Source organism: Alysiella filiformis, assembly GCF_014054525.1.
Lineage (GTDB): Bacteria > Pseudomonadota > Gammaproteobacteria > Burkholderiales > Neisseriaceae > Simonsiella > Simonsiella filiformis.
On sequence record NZ_CP059564.1, the window covers coordinates 2,138,772 to 2,157,910 of the forward strand.

The 19,139-nt window shown below is 44.3% G+C and carries 20 protein-coding genes; 2 read left to right on the forward strand and 18 right to left on the reverse strand.

Annotated elements, in window-relative coordinates; translation table 11 throughout:
- Positions 1 to 19 precede the first annotated feature (19 nt).
- From H3L97_RS10540 to H3L97_RS12100, 17 genes are all read right to left on the reverse strand, one after another.
- A complete protein-coding gene (locus tag H3L97_RS10540; RefSeq protein ID WP_097113322.1) occupies positions 20 to 439 on the reverse strand; it encodes a type II toxin-antitoxin system VapC family toxin in 420 nt (139 codons plus the stop codon).
- A complete protein-coding gene (locus tag H3L97_RS10545) occupies positions 440 to 709 on the reverse strand; it encodes a type II toxin-antitoxin system prevent-host-death family antitoxin (protein WP_097113321.1) in 270 nt (89 codons plus the stop codon). It lies immediately after the preceding gene.
- A 322-nt stretch (positions 710 to 1,031) separates the two neighbouring features.
- Entirely contained in the window at positions 1,032 to 2,387 is a 1,356-nt protein-coding gene (locus H3L97_RS10550) for a UDP-N-acetylmuramoyl-tripeptide--D-alanyl-D-alanine ligase (protein ID WP_097113320.1), read from the reverse strand.
- 62 nt (positions 2,388 to 2,449) lie between these two features.
- Positions 2,450 to 3,271, reverse strand: a complete 822-nt coding sequence (locus H3L97_RS10555; RefSeq protein ID WP_097113319.1) for an NYN domain-containing protein — start codon at positions 3,269 to 3,271, stop codon at positions 2,450 to 2,452.
- A gap of 51 nt (positions 3,272 to 3,322) precedes the next feature.
- Positions 3,323 to 3,733, reverse strand: a complete 411-nt coding sequence (locus tag H3L97_RS10560; RefSeq protein WP_097113318.1) for a type II toxin-antitoxin system VapC family toxin — start codon at positions 3,731 to 3,733, stop codon at positions 3,323 to 3,325.
- Positions 3,720 to 4,022, reverse strand: coding sequence for a type II toxin-antitoxin system Phd/YefM family antitoxin (locus tag H3L97_RS10565; protein ID WP_097113317.1), 303 nt, complete (start codon positions 4,020 to 4,022; stop codon positions 3,720 to 3,722). Before H3L97_RS10565 ends, H3L97_RS10560 begins: the two co-directional genes overlap by 14 nt.
- Before the next feature lie 126 nt (positions 4,023 to 4,148).
- Complete coding sequence (locus H3L97_RS10570) at positions 4,149 to 4,790, reverse strand: sulfatase-like hydrolase/transferase (RefSeq protein WP_097113316.1); 642 nt, start codon at positions 4,788 to 4,790, stop codon at positions 4,149 to 4,151.
- 29 nt (positions 4,791 to 4,819) lie between these two features.
- Positions 4,820 to 5,146: a hypothetical protein gene (locus H3L97_RS10575; RefSeq protein ID WP_097113315.1), complete on the reverse strand. Its 327-nt coding sequence runs from the start codon at positions 5,144 to 5,146 to the stop codon at positions 4,820 to 4,822.
- Positions 5,147 to 5,510: 364 nt separating this feature from the next.
- Complete coding sequence (locus tag H3L97_RS10580; RefSeq protein WP_097113313.1) at positions 5,511 to 6,518, reverse strand: phospholipase D-like domain-containing protein; 1,008 nt, start codon at positions 6,516 to 6,518, stop codon at positions 5,511 to 5,513.
- A 28-nt stretch (positions 6,519 to 6,546) separates the two neighbouring features.
- Complete coding sequence (locus H3L97_RS10585) at positions 6,547 to 8,076, reverse strand: UDP-N-acetylmuramoyl-L-alanyl-D-glutamate--2,6-diaminopimelate ligase (protein ID WP_097113312.1); 1,530 nt, start codon at positions 8,074 to 8,076, stop codon at positions 6,547 to 6,549.
- A 218-nt stretch (positions 8,077 to 8,294) separates the two neighbouring features.
- Positions 8,295 to 9,548 carry a GntP family permease gene (locus H3L97_RS10590; protein WP_097113311.1) on the reverse strand — a complete coding sequence of 418 codons (1,254 nt, stop codon included), beginning with the start codon at positions 9,546 to 9,548 and terminating at the stop codon, positions 8,295 to 8,297.
- A 270-nt stretch (positions 9,549 to 9,818) separates the two neighbouring features.
- Positions 9,819 to 10,955, reverse strand: coding sequence for a glycerate kinase (locus tag H3L97_RS10595; RefSeq protein ID WP_097113310.1), 1,137 nt, complete (start codon positions 10,953 to 10,955; stop codon positions 9,819 to 9,821).
- 464 nt (positions 10,956 to 11,419) lie between these two features.
- Entirely contained in the window at positions 11,420 to 11,956 is a 537-nt protein-coding gene (locus H3L97_RS10600; RefSeq protein ID WP_097113308.1) for a hypothetical protein, read from the reverse strand.
- A gap of 72 nt (positions 11,957 to 12,028) precedes the next feature.
- Positions 12,029 to 13,831, reverse strand: a complete 1,803-nt coding sequence (locus H3L97_RS10605) for a peptidoglycan D,D-transpeptidase FtsI family protein (protein ID WP_097113307.1) — start codon at positions 13,829 to 13,831, stop codon at positions 12,029 to 12,031.
- A gap of 8 nt (positions 13,832 to 13,839) precedes the next feature.
- Positions 13,840 to 14,178: a cell division protein FtsL gene (locus tag H3L97_RS10610; RefSeq protein ID WP_224446351.1), complete on the reverse strand. Its 339-nt coding sequence runs from the start codon at positions 14,176 to 14,178 to the stop codon at positions 13,840 to 13,842.
- 34 nt (positions 14,179 to 14,212) lie between these two features.
- Positions 14,213 to 15,172, reverse strand: a complete 960-nt coding sequence (gene rsmH / locus H3L97_RS10615; RefSeq protein ID WP_097113306.1) for a 16S rRNA (cytosine(1402)-N(4))-methyltransferase RsmH — start codon at positions 15,170 to 15,172, stop codon at positions 14,213 to 14,215.
- A gap of 75 nt (positions 15,173 to 15,247) precedes the next feature.
- Positions 15,248 to 15,382: a hypothetical protein gene (locus H3L97_RS12100; protein WP_257010971.1), complete on the reverse strand. Its 135-nt coding sequence runs from the start codon at positions 15,380 to 15,382 to the stop codon at positions 15,248 to 15,250.
- Positions 15,383 to 15,459: 77 nt separating this feature from the next.
- On the opposite strand from H3L97_RS12100, the gene H3L97_RS10620 reads away from it, so the two are divergent.
- Both H3L97_RS10620 and H3L97_RS10625 read left to right on the forward strand, forming a co-directional pair.
- Positions 15,460 to 16,653 carry a class I SAM-dependent methyltransferase gene (locus H3L97_RS10620; protein WP_371271211.1) on the forward strand — a complete coding sequence of 398 codons (1,194 nt, stop codon included), beginning with the start codon at positions 15,460 to 15,462 and terminating at the stop codon, positions 16,651 to 16,653.
- 407 nt (positions 16,654 to 17,060) lie between these two features.
- On the forward strand, positions 17,061 to 17,381 hold the full coding sequence (locus H3L97_RS10625) for a hypothetical protein (protein WP_097113305.1): 321 nt from the start codon (positions 17,061 to 17,063) through the stop codon (positions 17,379 to 17,381).
- A gap of 118 nt (positions 17,382 to 17,499) precedes the next feature.
- Here the strand turns inward: H3L97_RS10625 and H3L97_RS10630 are convergent, their stop codons facing one another.
- Complete coding sequence (locus H3L97_RS10630; protein ID WP_097113304.1) at positions 17,500 to 19,044, reverse strand: efflux transporter outer membrane subunit; 1,545 nt, start codon at positions 19,042 to 19,044, stop codon at positions 17,500 to 17,502.
- Positions 19,045 to 19,139 lie beyond the last annotated feature (95 nt).

The window sequence follows — 19,139 nt, forward strand, 5'->3', positions numbered from 1 at the left end:
CACGCTGCCTGAAAGATGTTTACGATTGAAATTCAAAGGGATTGAACAATTTCACGCCCGTCCGCGCAAAATCCGCCACATTGCGCGTAACCAAAATCAAATTGTGCTGAATGGCAGAGCTGGCAATCCACGCATCATTTTCAGGCGCATGGTCGGGAATATGAAGTTTGGCGCAGATTGTCGCCGTATGTTCATCAACTTTCAGAATTTTTCCGCTAAAAGTCGGTTTTACGGTTTCATCTAACCAAATTCGCAAAATTCTGCCTTGTTGCACATCTTTGCGTTCCATTGCCATCACACCACGTTCCAATTCCATCATCACCACGGCATTGGTGTACAAATCACGCTCGTTAATCGTCTTCAACCATTTGAAAACATTTAAATTATGTTGCGTTTGGCGGCGCGTGGCACTAATCACATTGGTATCCAACAAATACATTTAATCTTCTCCAAAATCCACAGGGCGACGTTGCGCGCGGCTGCGTGGCTGCAATTCAAATTCAATTTCTGCCAATGCTGCGGCAATTTCTGGCGGAGGTGTTAAGGCTTCCAACGCGCTGCGAAACGGTTTGCTTTGCTGATAATCATCGTATTTCATCAACACAAACATGGGCTTACCGCGATTGGTAATAATCACAGGTGCGGTTTGTGCGTGTTTTTGGGCGAGACTGGTCTTTTGGTTAAATTCACGGCTGGTCATCACGGTCATGGTGTTCTCCTCAAAAATGTAGTGAAGTATCAATCATTGTGCCATTTTCGCACAAAAAACAGCCGCACTCAACCAAACAAAAACCGCGCCAGCCAACCCAATCCCACAAACAACATCGGCAAACCCCATACAGCACGGAACGGTGCTTTTCAAAAAAATCCATTAATTCTTCTCTATTCATTATTTATCCTTATTTTCAAATGATTGGGTTTTCAGGCAGCCTGAAACAACAAAAAACATGAGGCGCGTATCCAACACCCTATTTGATTTGGCGCATGATACGCACCCCATGTTTTCGTGTGCATTTCACAATTTCATTTTTTTAGGCAAGCAATTCCGCCACCACTTCTTCCATTTTCATAAAACGCGAACCTTTGATCAACACACTCGCATTTTCAGGCAAATCATGAGTAAGCACTTGAATTAACGGGTCTTTATCGGCAAACCACAACCCATTTCCGCCAAACGCTTCTGCCGCATGAGCACAAAAATCGCCCACAAAATACGCCTGTTCAATCCCCAATTCACGCGCATAAGTGCCGATTTCTGCGTGCATTTTGGGGGCTTCGTCTTCGCCCAATTCGCCCATGTCGCCCATCACAAACACGCGCGGCGCGGGCAACTGCGCCAACACGTCCAAAGCGGCTTTCATGCTGTCGGGGTTGGCGTTGTAGGTGTCGTCCAAAATCGTGCTGTTGCGCTTGCCCTGTTTTGCCTGCAAACGTCCTTTAATGTTCGCAAAATGCGCCAAACCTGCGGCAACTTCGCTTAATTTCACGCCAGCCAACACCGCTAAACTCGCTGCCGCGCAAGCATTGCTGATATTGTGTTTGCCCGCCACAGGCAACGCCACGCGAACCGTTTCATTTTGATAAACCAAATCAAATTCGCTGCTTAATGCTTTTAAAACAATATTTTGGGCGTGAACATCGCCTTGCTGCAAACCAAAGGTTTTTTGTGTCAAATTTGTGCAGGCAGCCTGAAAAATCGGCAAATTCACATCATCGGCTGGCAACACAGCCATGCCGTTTTCAGGGCTTAATCCTTGATAAATTTCGCTTTTTGCACGCGCAATGTCGTCCACGCCATCAAATCCGCAACCGATGTGCGCCCGCATCGCATTGTTTACCAAAGCGATATTGGGACGCGCGATTTGGGTCAATTCCGCCAATTCGCCAAAATGGTTCATGCCCATTTCAATCACGGCATAACGATGATTTTCGCGTAAATTCAATAGGGTAAGTGGTAAACCGATGTGGTTGTTGAAATTGCCTGCGGTCGCCAAAACCGCGTTTTCGCCAAAACGGTGGCGCAAAATGGTCGCCAGCATTTCTTTGACGGTGGTTTTGCCGCTTGAACCCGTGATGCCAAACACAAAGGGATTGATTTCATCACGCCATTTTGCGGCAATTTTTTGCAATGCGGTCAAGGTGTTGTCCACTTTCAGGCAGCCTGAAACGCTTGCCAAATCATCACGCGACACCAACGCCCACGCGCCTTTTTCCAAAACTTGGGGGACAAAATCGTGCGCATCGTGGTTCTCGCCAATCAGCGCGACAAACAAATCGCCAGCTTGGGCTTGGCGGCTGTCGGTAATCACGCGCTGAAATTCAAGGTTTTCAGTGGGTTGTGCCAAGTTTAAGGTTTGGCAAATGAAAGAAAGGGTTAGGGTTTTCATAATTTGACTTTAATTAAAAATAGATTGAAATAATGGGAAATGGGTTTCAGGTAGCCTAAAAATCAGATTTTTAATTTGACATACATATGTTCTTGTTCCCCATCCGCTACTTTTCTCATTTCATAATCAAATACTTCAGGATATTTTTTGATTAGTGTTGTGAATTTAGAACAACCATAGGTTCGTGGGTCAATATCTACTTGTAAACGTTTCCATGTTGCACCAAAAGCACTAATTCCTACCCATTCATCATCAAAGTTTTCAAATACTTTTCGTAAAGTATCTAATGGTAATTGGATTACTTCTAATTCAGTATTTTTATTAGTTGCATTATTTTTTAATTTATTCTCATTAGATTGATTAATTTGGGTTTTATCAGTTAATGTATTTTCTTGAATAACACACTCTTCTGTTTCTGTAACCAAATTTTCCACATAAATAAACTGACTACACGCATTTCTAAAAGCTGCTGGTGTTTGTTTTTTACCAAAGCCATAAACAGAAGTTCCGTGTTCTTTTAAACGAATTGCTAATGCCGTAAAATCGCTATCGCTGGATACAATACAAAATCCATCAAAACGGTTTGTATAAAGTAAATCCATTGCATCAATAATCATGAAACCATCAGTCGCATTTTTACCTGTGGTAAAAGCAAATTGTTGCATGGGTTTAATTGCTAATTCATTAATAACTTGTTTCCATTGACCATTAGCAGAAACAAAATTGCCATAAATACGTTTAACAGTCGCTTCGCCAAATTTTGCAACTTCTTCCAAAATGGCTTTGACATCTTTGGCAGAAGCATTATCCGCATCAATCAATACTGCCAAACGTGCGGATTTTTCTTCTACAATATTGAAGCTGGTTTTAATTTTATTAGACATTTTTTAATTCCTTAAAATAAAAAATTGAGATTTCAGGCTGCCTGAAAATATTTACGGACGAATATCCACAATCAAATCAGATGGATATTGTAAAATTGCTGTATCTGCTGTGAGTAAATTCAATTTTTCGCTGTGTGCTTGGGCAATCAGTAAGCGGTCAAACGGGTCTTTGTGGATAAGTGGCACATGATTGAGCATAAGAATATGATTAATATGAATATCCAATAAATGAATGCCCACTTTTTGCATATTTTTCAGCATTTCTTCGGCTTGGTAGGGGAAATCAGGTTTGTTCAAAGCAGCTTTGAGTGTGATTTCCCAAATGCTTACCGCGCTGACAAAAAACTGATTTTGTTGGCGATTTTCCAATACAGCAATGATTTCAGACGAAAATTTTTCCTTGCGATTGTCCGCCAACCACAGCAAAACATGGGTATCCAGCAGATATTTATTCTGTTTCATCGTATTCCCCTGCAAACAGTTGCTCAATCAAATGGGGATTTTTTTCATCAAATTCATCAATGAGTTGTGATAATTTTGCCATCTCGTCCGATTGCATAAAACCAAATAAAGACGGTGTGTCAGGCGCAACTTCAATCGGCACAATCTGCACCTGCGGTTTGCCTGCTTTGGCAATAATCACGGGTTTGCCGTAGGTTTTGACTTCTTCCACAATCCGCGATAAATGGGTTTTGGCTTCGTGAATGTTGATGATTTCGGGCGGGGGGCTGACAAATGGGGTTTGCGACATGATTTTGCTCCACAAGTTTAGATTAGACTAAATGGATTTAGTTTAATGAAAAATCAAGCAAAAAACAAGGGCATTCTTTTTTTCAGGCTGCCTGAAAAACCCATCCCCTTGTTCATGAATAAGCCATTATTGAATTGAATCGCGCGGCATGGCATTAACCTGTTGTAGATTATTGCCTTTTTCTGGCACATCGGCTTGACTGCCCCAAAAATCATAGCCATTTTGTGGCAATTCTTGTGCGTGAATGCCCGTCCATTGTCCAAAACCTTTCAGGAAATTAAAAGCACTGCGTTGGGTTTGAATGATTTTGTGTTCGGTGTCGTCCGATGAAATTTTGACCAATGGCACTTCAAAACTTTGATAAGTGTCGCCACCGTGTATCAGCGTAAGGGCATCGCCCATGCCTGTGTGTTTGAGTCCATGGTCGGAAAAATACACCAGCGAGTAGCTTTGTCCTTGTTTTTTCAAAATTTCCACAATATCGCGCAACAAATCATCGGTTTCTTTAATAGAACTCACATAGCACGACATTTTTTCGCTTTTGTAATCAAATTGCGTTAATTTGACAGGATATATTTTGCCCTGCTCCATCACCGCCAAAACGCGAAACCGCTCATCAAGCACATCGCCACGTTGATAATGAATGGTGGATAAATGCGATTGCCACACAATCAAGCCTTTTAGCAGCAAAAGCCAAAACGCCAATTTCAATACAAATCTCAATAAATCAATTATTAAAGTGGTGAGAAAAATACGCGATTTTTTCATGATTTTGACTTTCAGGCAGCCTGAAAAACTTATTTCGCCATAAATTGATGTAAATAGCGTTGTTTTAAATTGATTTTTTCACGCTGATTTTTGGCGTATTCTGCTGCCAATCGTTCCGCCAAGTGATGTTGCCAATAGAATGCAAAATACTGTTTTCCATCTTTCCCCATCGCCCAAACATCGCTGATTTCACGTTCTAAAATGGGCGAAATCGCTTCCAAATCCAATAAATGCGGCGAGCGCAAAGCCATTTTTTGCTTTGAACGCCAGCATTTGTGCCAAAGTTTTTTGTCTTGTTTTTCGCTGCGGCAGCTTGTGTGTCCCATAATGGGATTTTTTCGTTTGCTTCTGCTCATTTGATTTTCCTTTGTTTTTTATTTTCAGGCTGCCTGAAATTTACATTTCACTGTTATCTATATGATTAATCAACATAGGATTCAATTTTTCTACTGAATGTAAAAACCTATCACTTGCTTGATTTTTCTTACCCCTATTAACACAAGCAGAATGCAAATATTCATATAATTTAGTAATTTCATCTTTTTGTGAAAAATCATAAGGCAATTCAAAAAACTCAAACTTATACATAAATTTTAATAATTTAGTATGATTTTCTTTTATAGTGAATTCAATTTAAACCAGTACAGCGTTGTCAGCTCCCTTATGTACTGGGTGTACACGGCGGTCGCTGTCGCCTTGTCCTGATTTAAATTGAATCCACTATAATTTAGCAAACTTATCTAATAAAATTTCTTCAGGCGGTTGAGAATAATGAGAAATAAAATTCTTATATAATAAAGTATGAAAAACTTTATCCATTTCTTCCCTATGATGAATTATTTGATTATGGAATAAACTTTCCAAATCACATAAAAAATACTCAAACTTTTTATTATCTATTTTAGGAATAAGTGAAATCGGTATCCAATGACCCAAATAAGTTTCAATTCCCTTACTTCGTAATCTATTATATTCATTATTTATTTCATGACTACCTTCATCAAATTTAAAAAATTGTCTACTAATACTAGCAACATCAGTATCAAATCCCAATTCTTTCAATTCATTTGATGAAATTTGTACCCGACCATCTTCTGTTAAATCATATTTAACAGCAAAATATTGATTTATTGTTTGTTGCCATTTATGAACAAATCTACCTTGTTGTAATATTGCATATTGAAATGTCAGGTTATCAGCGCTTTTAAATTCAGAAAAATGTTCCAACGTTCTGAATTTATTTCTTGGCAAAGTTGATAAAAAATCATCAATATCATCATTTTCTGTTGTAAAAATTAAACTTTCATAATTACCCTGTTGAGAAAATAAACCTAAATCAGAGAAATTACTTGAACCAATCAATAAAATACCCTGATGTTCATTTTTTAAAATCAATGCTTTTGTATGAAATAAAACATTATCATCAACAACATTAAATGCCACATCAAGAGATAACTTTTCATTGATTTTTTTAACTAAATATTTATTGATGTTTTCAATACCTGATTTAACCACTTGGCGAGCATCAATATAAAAAATTACTCTATCTAACTTAAAATGCTGATTTAAATTTAAAATAAATTTAAATACTTGTTCCAAATCATTAGATAGGTAACAACTTGCAATATGCAATTCATATTTGTATCTTCTATTTAAATTAGTAATCAAAATATTGATAATATCCTCATTCTTATTTTTCTTACTATTAAAAAATACTTTATGACTCATATTGCAAGTTCCTTATTTATCCCAAAAATTAAACGCGTTTGCTCAACGCCTCTTCCGCCACTTCAAAATCCGAAAAATGCGTTTTCACGCCCTGAATATCCTGATAGGTTTCATGCCCTTTTCCTGCAATCAAAACAATGTCTTGCGGATTTGCTTGCGCGATGGCTTGTTCAATCGCCAATTTTCTGTCCACCTGCACCAACACCGCATTGGGTACGGCTGGCAAAATGTCGTCCAAAATCGCTTGTGGGTCTTCCATGCGCGGATTGTCGCTGGTAACAACAGGGCAATCGCTGAACTGGCTTGCCACCGCCCCCATCAAAGGACGTTTGCCACGGTCTCGGTTGCCGCCACAGCCAAACACGCACCACAAACGGCTTTCAGGCTGCTGAATTTCACGCAAAGTGGTCAAGGCTTTTTCCAGCGCGTCTGGCGTGTGGGCGTAGTCCACGACAATTAAGGGTTTGTTTTCATTGATGATGCAATCCATGCGACCTGTGGCAGGGCGGATTTGGCTCAAAGCGTTTAAGGCAGCCTGCAAATCCCAACCATTCGCGCACAACACGCCCACGCAAGCGGCAAAATTTTGCGCGTTAAAACGCCCCAATAAGCGCGTTTCCACTTCGCCATCGCCCCAAATCGTTTTTAAAGTCAATCGCATACCGCGTGTATCGGCAACAAATCCGCTGATGTGAATGTCCGCGTTTTCATCAAAACCATAAGATATTGTTTTTAAATGGGGATATTTTTCACGCAATTCGGCAATCAGTTTCGCGCCAAATTCATCATCTTGATTAATAATGGCATTTTCCAAACCTTGCCAATGGAACAATCGCGCTTTGGTTGCGCCATAATCGTCCATGTCGCTGTGGTAATCCAAGTGGTCACGCGTTAAATTGGTGAACACGGCTGTGCGGAACGGCACGCCATTCACGCGGAATTGGTGCAAGCCATGACTGGACACTTCCATGGCAATGTGTTTCGCGCCCAAGTGTTTGAATTGACGCAATAAAGTTTGCACGGAAACGGGGTCGGGCGTGGTGTGGCTGGTTTCTTGCAATTCGCCAAAAAAACCGTTGCCCACCGTGCCGATAATCGCGCAGGATTTTTGATTTACCCTCTCCCCTGCCCTCTCCCACTGGGAGAGGGGGTTATTTTGTTCCAAAATATCAATCGCTTGGGCAAGCCATTGCGTGATGGACGTTTTGCCATTTGTCCCTGTTACGCCCACAATATTCAGGCTGCCTGAAAGATTACCGTAAGCCTGTGCCGCCAAAATGCCTGCGCATTGGCGCAAATCGGCAATCGGCTGATTGGGAATAGCCCATTGATTTTGCCAAACAAAATCGCCATCTGCGTCCCAATACACAAATTTCGCTCCATTGTTAATCGCGGCTTGAATGTAATTTCTGCCGTCCGCGTATTCGCCTTGACACGCAACAAACACATCGCCTTGTTGAATTTGACGGCTGTCGGACGTGAGTTTTTCGCTTTGGCTAACGTGATGTTTTAATTCGGGTAATTTTAGGGAATTTGGGGCTGCGATTTGGCTGTACATTTGGGATTTGTCCTTTGTAGCAAATGGTTAAACTCATGTTCAATACACATTATTTTAAACGTAAAAATAGCGAAAAGGTTTACTCATTCAAAAAAATACACTAAACCCCAAATTTTCATCACGAAAATTTGGGGTTTCATTTCAATTCAATATCAAAACGTGGGCAAGGCAATTTTGACTGTACCCCAAAGCATTGGTACAACGGTCAAAGTAGCACATCATCTGAATACGCCATAAATCAGCGTGGAGACCACCGTCATGATTAAGCCAATCGCGCTTTCGTAGGGAATTAACTTCAAACGCGCTTTCATGTCCATGTTCACGCTGCCGCCTGTGGCATGGAAAAACGAACCGTGCGGCATGTGGTCGGCAACCGTTGCGCCTGCGTGTATCATCGCTGCTGCCGCCAAACTGCTTACGCCCAATTCCAGTAATGTACTGCTGAACACGCTGGATGCAACTGCCGTCCCTGCTGTTGTGGAAGCGGTCGCCAAAGACATCAGTATCCCAGACACAGGTGCAAGCAAATACGCTGGTAAACCCGAAGCCGTCAGTGCGTTAATCAGCACGTCTTTCAGTTGCGAATTGGCGATAATGCCTGCCAAAGCCCCCGTTCCCAACAACATAATCGCCACCGAAGCCATTTTGTTTAAACCTGAAACCGCGTATTGATTGATGTGTGCCAATCGCCCCATCAACAATGCGCCCACCAATCCGCCCACAGGTAAGGCGATTAAAGGGTCTATTGTCATGTTTGCCATCGGACGCAATGCCAGTAAAGCGATTGCCGTTAAAGGTGCAGACATCGCCGCCCAAAAAGATGGCAAATTCTGTGTGTCGTGTGCCACCACTTCGCTGTTGTCAATCAAGCCACCCGAACGCAAACGCTTCGCCAAAAAATACGTCAGCGTCAAACCAAACACCGCAGGAATCACACCAGCCAACATCACAGACGTAAGTGGCACTTGAAATGCGTCCGCAGCCGCAATCGCATTGGGGTTGGGCGACATCAAATTGCCTGCTTTGCCACCGCCTATCATCGCCAACAAAATCGCTGCTTTGGATAAATTGGCGCGTTTTGCCAAAGCCAAAGCAATCGGCGAAACGGTAATCACCGCCACATCAATGAACACGCCCACCATGGTCAAAACCATTGTGGCGATTGCCAATGCCAGTAGCGCGCGCGCTTCGCCCAGTTTTTTGACGATGGTTTCGGCAATGGTGTTTGCTGCACCCGACTCAATCAACACACCTGCCAACACACCAGCCGCCAAAATCCGCATGACCGCCGTTGTAATGCCCTGTGCGCCTTTAATCATCAGCGAGACGGTTTGTACCAAATCCGCACCGCCAACCAATCCGCCCAGCAATGCACCCACAATCATGCCGTAAACAGGTGGTGTTTTGCGTAAAATCAAACCGATTGCCACCACCAAAGCGACAATCGCACCCAAAGCCGATACGCTGACCATTTTTTTGCTCCTTCATGTATTGAATCATTGTGTGGGGTATTTTATCCACCATATTAAAATAATTGATGTTTTTTTGGTTAGGGGCTAATGACAATTTGGGCGCGAAGTTGGTTTTTCAGGCAAAATCGTCAAATTCAAGGAAAAAATGCGAGTCAATGCCACCCATTGGCGAGTATTTTTGACGCAGAAGTTGGCGATTTTGATGAAAAAACAATCGCGAAACGAATTGTCATTAGCCCCTAGTACCCGCACCTGCTCTACATCAAAAATTCACGCCAATGTCATCAATTTTGCCACATTTTGCGCGGTAGAAATCAGGTTTTCACGCGCATTGGCGAGCGTTTCAGGCAGCGTGTCCAGTTGGCGGATAATCGGAAACACCGCGTCTATGCCATGTTGATACACAACTTCATAATCGGTGCGCAAACTGCCCACAATCGCAATCACGGGTTTGCCAAATTGTTTGGCGGTACGCGCCACGCCAATCGGGGTTTTGCCTGCGATGGATTGTGCGTCCATGCGTCCTTCGCCTGTTATCACGAAATCGGCATCGGCAATGTGTTCGGCTAAACACACGGTGTCCAGCACGATTTGCACGCCCGATTTCAGTTGCACATGGGGCAAAGTCAGCAAACCGCCCCCCATACCGCCCGCCGCACCTGAACCTGCTGGCGTGGCGATGTCTGTATTTAAATTTTGTTGAATGATGTGGGCATAGTGTTGCAAATTTTTATCCAAAATGGCGACCATGTTGGGCGTTGCGCCTTTTTGTGGTGCGAAAATGGCGGAAGCACCGCGTTCACCACATAAAGGGTTGTTCACATCACAAGCCACTTCTACTGAAATACCTTTAAATTTTTGATGGATAATGGAAAAATCCACACGCGCAATTTGGTCTAAAATGCCACCCGAGATTTTTTCTGTAATTAACTGATTGTGATAATTGAAAAATTGTGCGCCAAGCGCTTGCAACATACCTGCGCCACCATCATTGGTTGCGCTGCCGCCTATGCCCAAGATGATGTGTTTCACACCCAAATTGAGTGCGGCTTGTATCAATTCGCCTGTGCCATAACTGCTGGTTTTCAATGGATTGCGTTTATCTAAATCCACCCAATGCAAACCCGAAGCGGCTGCCATTTCCACAATCGCGGTGTGTTGGTCGCCCGACACGCCAAAAAACGCTGCCACACGCTTGCCCAAAGGGTCGGATACTTCGGTTGTGTGCAATGTGCCTTGCGTTGCGTCAATCAGCGATTGAACCGTGCCTTCGCCCCCGTCTGCCATCGGGATTTTGACAATGTGGGCATCGGGTAACACGCGCCGCAAGCCTGTTTCAATCGCATCGGCAACAGCCAATGCGCTTAAACTTTCTTTGAATGAATCGGGAGCAATGACGATTTTCATATTATTTCAACCTTAAAAATACGCTTTCAGGCTGCCTGAAAGATTGCCGTAAGCCTGTGCCGCCAAAATACCTGCGCCTTAACGCAAAAACGCTTTGTGCTTAAAACACATTTCAGGCTGAAACTTTTGCCAAACTCAATTCGTAGGGGCAGATTTCATATCTGCCCTTTTTTCAATTTATTGATAACGCGATTTCGGGATAAAAGTGATTAATCAATTTAAGTCACTTTGCGCCCTCTCCCTGTGGGAGAGGGCTGGGGAGAGGGTATGCTGCTCAACAAACCCTCTCTCCAACTCTCTCCCATAGGGAGAGAGGGCAGGTTTGTTGGCAAATTGACAGTGACTTATCCCGAGTTCACGTTATTGATAAAAATAAAAATTTCTGCAATTCTAAACAGGGCAGATATGAAATCTGCCCCTACAAACAGAGTTTTGCAAAGGTTTCAGGCTGCCTGAAAAGCGAATTATCCTTGTTCAATGTGGTTTTCTATGCTGAATTTGATACCACTTTGTTGGCATAAATCTTGCGCCCATTTTTTCAATATGGCAATTTCATCATCATTTTTCGTGCGATAACGCAATATCGCAACTTGCTTATCATACTGATAATAAAGTAAAAAATTAACTACTGCGCGGCGATTTAATATGGGGTCTTGGCTAATGTGAACATTCAGGCTGCACGTTTGGTCTAAATCAATGATTTGGCTTTCATTTTTATGAAAAATGGTGCATTGTTTGGTGTCGCTATTCCATACAATTTGACTGTTTTGTTCACGCAATGCCGCATACAGCCACCAACAAAATAATATCAGCGAAAGTATTGGCGACGTGTATAACATCATGATTAATATGATTAAACACAGATAATTTGGTATTTGAAACCATGTAAACACCAGCGTACGATTGCTCAACCAAGCCCATGTGCCAAATGGCGCGTGTTCTTGCAAAATCGCCCATTCATATTGCGACTTGGTCTGTTGAATTTCATCAATCCAATTCATGATATGTCCTTATTTTCACAATCTCAAAAAAATGGGCTTTCAGGCAGCCTGAAAACCCATTTTCCGAAAAAATTACTGTGCTTTTTTCGTGCCACCTGCTGTGTTGGCGGCTTCGCTGGCAACTTGATAAGTGGGTTTCACGCCCAAAATTTTTAAGCCGCCACCCATCACACCACGAAACACAGGTCCTGCCACCACGCCACCATAATAGCCTTTGCCGCGTGGTTCGTCTATCGTTACCGCCACAATCAGGCGTGGGCGGTGTGCGGGCGCGAAACCGATAAAGCTGGCACGATAGCGGTCTTCATAACCACCTGCCACCACTTTTTTTGCCGTACCTGTTTTCGCGGCAACATCGTAGCCTTCAATCGCGCCATCTGTACCCGTACCGCCTTTGCGCGTTACACTAACCATCATGTCGCGCATCAATTTTGCCGTTTCGGGTTTAATCACAGGTGTGCCTTGTGGGGCTTGCTCTTGCTTGAAAATGGTGGCAGGCAGCAAACGACCATTGGTGGTAAAAATGGTGTAACCCTGCGCCATTTGCAATAAATTGGCAGTTAAAGCATAGCCATACGACATCACGGCTTTGTCCAAAGCCCCCCAACGGTTAGCGGGTTTGAGCGGTGTGCTTTGTTCGCCACTCACGCCCGAATTGGTTTTTTTGCCTATGCCAACCGATGAATAAAAATCGTATAAGGCTTGGTTGCTGTACATCGCAGCAATTTTGCTCGTGCCAACGTTGGACGATTTTTGCAAAATGCCTTCGGTGCTTAAACTGGGATACAAATGCGTGTCTTGAATGGTTTTGCGCCCAATGGTAAAGGGGCGCGTGTCAAATGGGGTGTAGCGTCCGATTTTGCCATCGTCAATCGCTTTTGCCACCACAAAAGGTTTCATGCTTGACCCCGGTTCCATGGCAACGGCAACGGCAAAATTGCGAAAACTTTCATCGGGGTATTCGCTGTAAAAATTCGCATCGTAATCAGGCAGGCTGACCATTGCCAAAATCTCGCCCGTTTGCGCGTCCAGCACCACCACACCGCCTGCTTTGGCGTTGAAATGGCGGATTGCCGATTGCAATTCTTGTCGCGCCAAACGCTGAATTTCTTGGTCCACCGAAAGCACCAAGGTTTTGCCCACTTTGGCAGGCGTGTTTTCAGGCGAATCCAACAACTCCACAATATTGCCATAGCGGTCGCGCAAGACGATTTGTTTGCCATCTTCGCCGCTCAAAATGTCGTTTTGGGTGCGTTCTATGCCTTCCAAGCCCACGCCTTTGCTGTTGGAGAAACCAACAATATGCGAAAACAGGCTGCCTGTTGGATAAGCGCGTTCACTTTGCTCTTCAAAACGCAAACTGGGGATTTTCAAGGCTTTAAGCGCATCGGCTTCGCTCAACGACAAAGCGGCTTTGGTGTTCCAATATTTGCTGTTGGTGTCCTGCATTTTGGCGCGGACTTCGCTTTCAGGCAGCTTTAAAATTTCGGCAAGTTTGGCAAATTGTTCATCGGAAATGGTTTGCCAATTCACATTGTCGCCTTTGCGTTTTGGCTCGTAAATCGCTTTGGGATTGAAGGTGGGAATCCGCAAATGGCGGCTGACCGCCAAAACCGTGCCATTGCGGTCGGTAATCATGCCGCGCAAGGCGGGTTCTTTGATGCTGCGAACGGTGCGGTCGCTGCCTGATTTGCTGATTTCTTGTCTGTGATTGATGTGAACAAAAAAACTGTATCCAATCAACACCGCAAAACCTGCGGTCAAAGCCCCCAACACCGTAAACAAGCGACCATTGCTGTTTACGGCTTGGGGTTTGGCGGATTTTTTGCTTGCCATTTCGGGCTTGTGGGTTTCGTGTTCGGTATTGATTAGCATGATGATTTTTATTGTAAACGTAAAATAACCGTTTCTTGCTCACTTGGTTCGCGCATATTCATTTCTTTGGCGGCGGTGCCGACCAATTTGGCATCAACGGCTTGACTGTGCTCATATTGCAATTCGGCAAAGTCTTGATTCAAACGGATTTCTTCTTCTTGTGCTTTGCCATAGGCGTGGGTTTCGCGTTTAATGCTGTTGTTCAAATCCACCACATGATATGCCGACCACAACACCAGCGACAACAAAATCAAATTGAGCTTGGTGGCGTAGGGTTTCACGTTTTCAGGCAGCCTGAATTGTTGCTGCACTTTTTTGGCGGTTTGCATGATTTCAGATGAGTTCATCTGCGTTTTCCTTTTTTTATCTTGAATTGATGATTCAGGCTGCCTGAAAATCGCCACCTGTTCGCTCTGCCACCCGCAACACGGCAGAACGGGCGCGTGGATTGCGTTCAATTTCGGCATGGCTGGGTTTGATGGCTTTGCCGATTGCCAACAAGGGCGGTTGTGGCAAATCGCTGTCGCGCACGGCAGCCCATTTTGGCAAAGGCGCATGGGTGGAATGCGTACGAATAAACTGTTTTACAATGCGGTCTTCCAACGAATGGAATGCGATGACCGCCAACCTGCCCCCCGTTTTGAGCCGCGCGGTAACTTGGGGGAGCGTTTGTTCAATTTCGTCAAGCTCGCGGTTAATGTAGATGCGAATGGCTTGAAACGTGCGCGTGGCTGGGTCTTGCCCGCGCTCGCGAGTACGGACGCATTGCGCCGCAATCTGCGCCAACTGGCGGGTTGTATCAATGGGACTTTCGCCACGTTGCGCCACAATGGCGCGCGCGATTTGGCGACTAAACCGCTCTTCACCATAATTTTTGATTACCTCGTGTATTTCCTGTTCATCGGCTTGGGCAAGCCATTGGGCGGCGGATTGTCCGCGTGTGGTGTCCATGCGCATATCCAGTGGCGCGTCAAAACGGAAACTGAATCCGCGTGAAGCATCGTCAATTTGCGGCGATGAAATGCCCAAATCAAACAATGCGCCGTCAATTTTGCCCACGCCCAAATCGTTTAAGGCTGCCTGAAAAGTGGCAAAACCATTGTGTATCACGCTGATGCGCCTGTCGTTTTTTGCCCAATTTTCAGCAACTTCAATGGCTTGTGGGTCTTTGTCAAACACAATCAGCCTGCCCCGTTCGCCCAAACGCGACAGCAACAAGCGCGAATGCCCACCGCGCCCAAACGTGCCGTCCACATACACGCCATCGGCTTGCACGTTGAGCGCGTCCACCGTTTCGTGCAACAAAACCGTGATGTGTTCAAAAGTTTGCGTTTCGCCCATAGCCCCCTGCCTTCCCCCGCAAGCAGGGGAGCGAATTCAGATTTTACAAAAACGAAAGCCGCACAAGGCAGCTCATCAAAAACCTGAACTATAACCAAAAATCCGCCCTTCGGCAAACCGACCAATCGCTTTAAACCTTTCTGATTTAAACAAAAAAATCGCATTCAGGCTGCCCTGAAAATCGGCAAAACGCATTTCAAGCACCCACATTTTTTATCCCACATCAAAATCCCCAAATAAAACAAGGGCAATCCATTTTTCCCCCAAGTCAAGTAAAGCGTGTTAATATGACAACACTTTTTCATTTTTTACAAAATTTAACCATGCAAGACCCCATCTTTCCCCCATTATCCCACGATGAAATCGCGCAAAATCACGCCATAGTGCAACACATCAAGCGTGAAATCGCTGCCCACAATGGCGAAATCACATTTTCGCATTTTATGCAACTGGCTTTGTACGCACCGCAATGCGGTTACTACTCGGGCGGCGCACACAAAATTGGCACGGCTGGCGATTTCATTACCGCGCCCACGCTCACACCGCTTTTTGCCCAAACTTTGGCGCGGCAAATTGCCCCACTTTTGCCACAAACCGCAGGCAATGTGTACGAATTTGGCGCAGGCACAGGCGCATTGGCGGCGGATTTGCTACACGCCCTTTCAGGCAGCCTGAAAAATTATTACATCATTGAATTATCAGAAAATTTAGCACAACGCCAACGCGAACACATCGCCCAACACGCCCCCCAATTTGCCGAAAAAGTGATTTGGCTCAACACCCTACCCACACATTTTGATGGCGTGATTTTGGGCAACGAAGTGCTGGACGCCATGCCCATAGAAAAAATCCGCCAAAACGAAAAAGGCGAATGGGAACGCGCTTTTGTGGCAATGGAAAATGATGATTTTATTTTAAAATACAAAAAATTAGATGATGAAAACCTGTTTCAGGCAGCCACACAATATTTCCCCCCTACCCTGCCCTACACCAGCGAATTGCACCCCACACAACACGCCTTCATCAAAACGCTGGCTGAAAAATTGCAACGCGGCGCAATGATTTGGCTGGACTATGGCTTTGATTCAGCACAATATTACCACCCACAACGCAACGAAGGCACACTCATCGGACACCACAAACACCGCAGCGTCCACAACCCCTTTTTTCGGCTGGGCTTGACCGATTTGACGGCACACGTCAATTTCAGCGACCTTGCCGAAGCAGGCGTTTCATCGGGTTTGGATTTAATCGGCTACACCACACAGGCGCATTTTTTGTTTAATTTGGGGATTTTGGACAATTTGGCGCAACAATTTCCGCAAACCAATTCAGCAGATTACGTTCAGGCAGCCCACGCGGTACAGCTTTTGACAGCGCAACATGAAATGGGCGAATTGTTTAAAGTCATCGCCTTTGGCAAAGATGTGGACGTGGATTGGCAAGGTTTCGCGCTGGGCGATATGTGCCACAAATTGTGATTTGAGTACGCTTGCTTTTTATTGATAACGCGATTTCGGGATAAAAGTGATTAATCAATTTAAGTCACTTTGCGCCCTCTCCCTGTGGGAGAGGGCTGGGGAGAGGGTATGCTGCTCAACAAGCCCTCTCTCCAACGCTTTCCCATAGGGAGAGAGAGCAGGTTTGTTGGCAAATTGACAGTGATTTATCCCGAGTTCACGTTATTGATAAAAATAAAAATTTCTGCAAGTCTAAACAAGGCAGATGTGAAATTTGCCCCTATAAACTGAGTTTTGCAAAGGTTTCAGCCTGAGAATGAATTTTCATGAAAAACAATGATATAATGAAAAAACAGAACGCGTGAGTGCAAGCCCTCCACCCTACATTTGCTCTTCTTGTTATATTTTATATGGGGTTTTTATAAATCATGCTAAATAAAAAAATTTATGGATTAATCATCACCATTTTGATTTGTTTAATTTATATTTTTATAAACTATAAAGTGGCTTTGTTGTTTTTTGAAATGAAGTATATTTTTTTAGGTAATTTATTTATTGTGCCATTTTTTTCTAGTATAGCTTCTTGTATGTTTAAATTATTAAAATTAGATGAGTTTTATTATGATAAACGCAAGAAAAGATTTGTCTTTGGAAGTTATTTATACGATATTTTAATTGGGATTCAATGGGGTGGCGGTTGGATGCTCATTCAAGGATATTATTTCCTAACTGGAGCAAGCTCAGGGTAAATGCTTACACCCACGCATTTTTTGCCAAATAAGTTAAATTGAAAAAGGGGCGGACATGAAATCCGCCCCTGTGTCAGTTTGCAAGTGGATTTTGCAAAATTTTCAGCCTGTTTTCATTTTACTCAGCCGCTTTTTTCGCTTTTTTGCTGATTTTGTCTTGCACTTTTTCTTTCACATCTTTGGCTGCTTCCAGCAAAGTTTTTTGTGCGGTTTGGATTTGCTCCATGATTTGTGGTTCATCGCTGGTGTGGCGTTTCAAACCGCCGCCCAAGACTTTGTACAAATCTGCCATGTTGTTCAACAAATTTAATTGCGTTGCCAACAGCGCATTTTCGGTTTGATAGCTGCTGCGTTGTGCGTCCAGCAAATCCAATGAGCTGGCAATGCCGTGTTTGTAGCGCAAATTGATTAAACGCAAACGCTCATTCTGCGCGGCACGTTGCGCTTGGTTGGATTGCAACTGGCTGTTGAAAGCGGCACGGCTGACCAATGCGTCCGACACTTCTTGAAAGGCGGTTTCTACGGCACGTTCGTATGCCAAAGCCACTTGTTGTTGTTGCAATTTTTCCACTTCAATATTGGCTTTTTTGTTGCCCCAATCAAAAATGGAGAAATTGTTTACACCTGCGCCCACCGACCAGTTTTTGCTTTCGCTTTTAAACAAATTGGACAACTGCGAATTAACCAAACCCAAGCTGCCTGTTAAGCTGATACTGGGATACAAAGCCGCACGCGCAATGCCAATGTTGGCGTTGGCTTGTTTCAAGTCAAATTCGGCTTTGCGAATGTCGGGGCGATTGAGCATGACTTGTGAACTCAAACCAGCAGGCAAATTGCGGATTTTGTATTGTTTGTCCAAAGCCAAAGGTTTGGGCAGGTTTTTGGGCAAAGGCTGGCTGATTAACACTTCCAATGCGTTACGCGCCATTTCTCGCGCACGGGTTGCGCTGGCGTAGCTGGATTTGGCGTTTTCAATTTGGGCTTGTTGTGCCAGCAAATCCACGTTGGAAATCACGCCTGCTTGGTGGCGCAATTTGCTCAAACGATAAGTTTCTTGGTAGCTTGCCAAGGTGCGCTCTGCCAATTTCATGCTGGCTTCGGCGTAAATTTCTTGAAAATGGGCTTTGGCAATGCTGTCTATCAGGGTCAAATGAACGCTGTCTTTGGCTGCGCCTGTGGCAAAATAGGCTTGCAACAGCGATTCGTTGGTGTTTTTGACTTTGCCCCACAAATCCAATTCGTAGCTGGTGCTTAATCCTGTGCTGAAACGGTTGCCTGCGCCATTTGCTGCACCCGAACGCCCTGCGCTGGCTGATGCGTTTACATTGGGCAGGGTGCTGTTTTCTGTAATGCGGTATTGGGTGCGGACTTCTTCCACTTTTAAGGCGGCGGTTTTTAAGTCGGTGTTGTTTTGCAAAGCCAAATCAATCAGGGCGTGCAAACGGGGGTCGGCAAAATAATCTTTCCAGCCCAATGATGCTGCCTGAATGCCTGCGCCTTCTTCCGCGCTCAAATCGTAGCGGAAGGTTTCGGGAATTTCTACCACGGGTTGTTCGTATTCGGGGGCGTAGTCTTTGAGTGGCTTGATGCCCAAATTGCTGCACGCTGCCAAAGTCATTGCCAATAAACTGGCGGTAAATAGGGGTTTAAATGTGCTGTTCATTTTTTCAATTATCCTCAATAATTGGTGTGGTGGGGTTTCAGGCTGCCTGAAATGGCACAATAAACATGGTTTGTCGGTTGCCAATCGCGTAATCC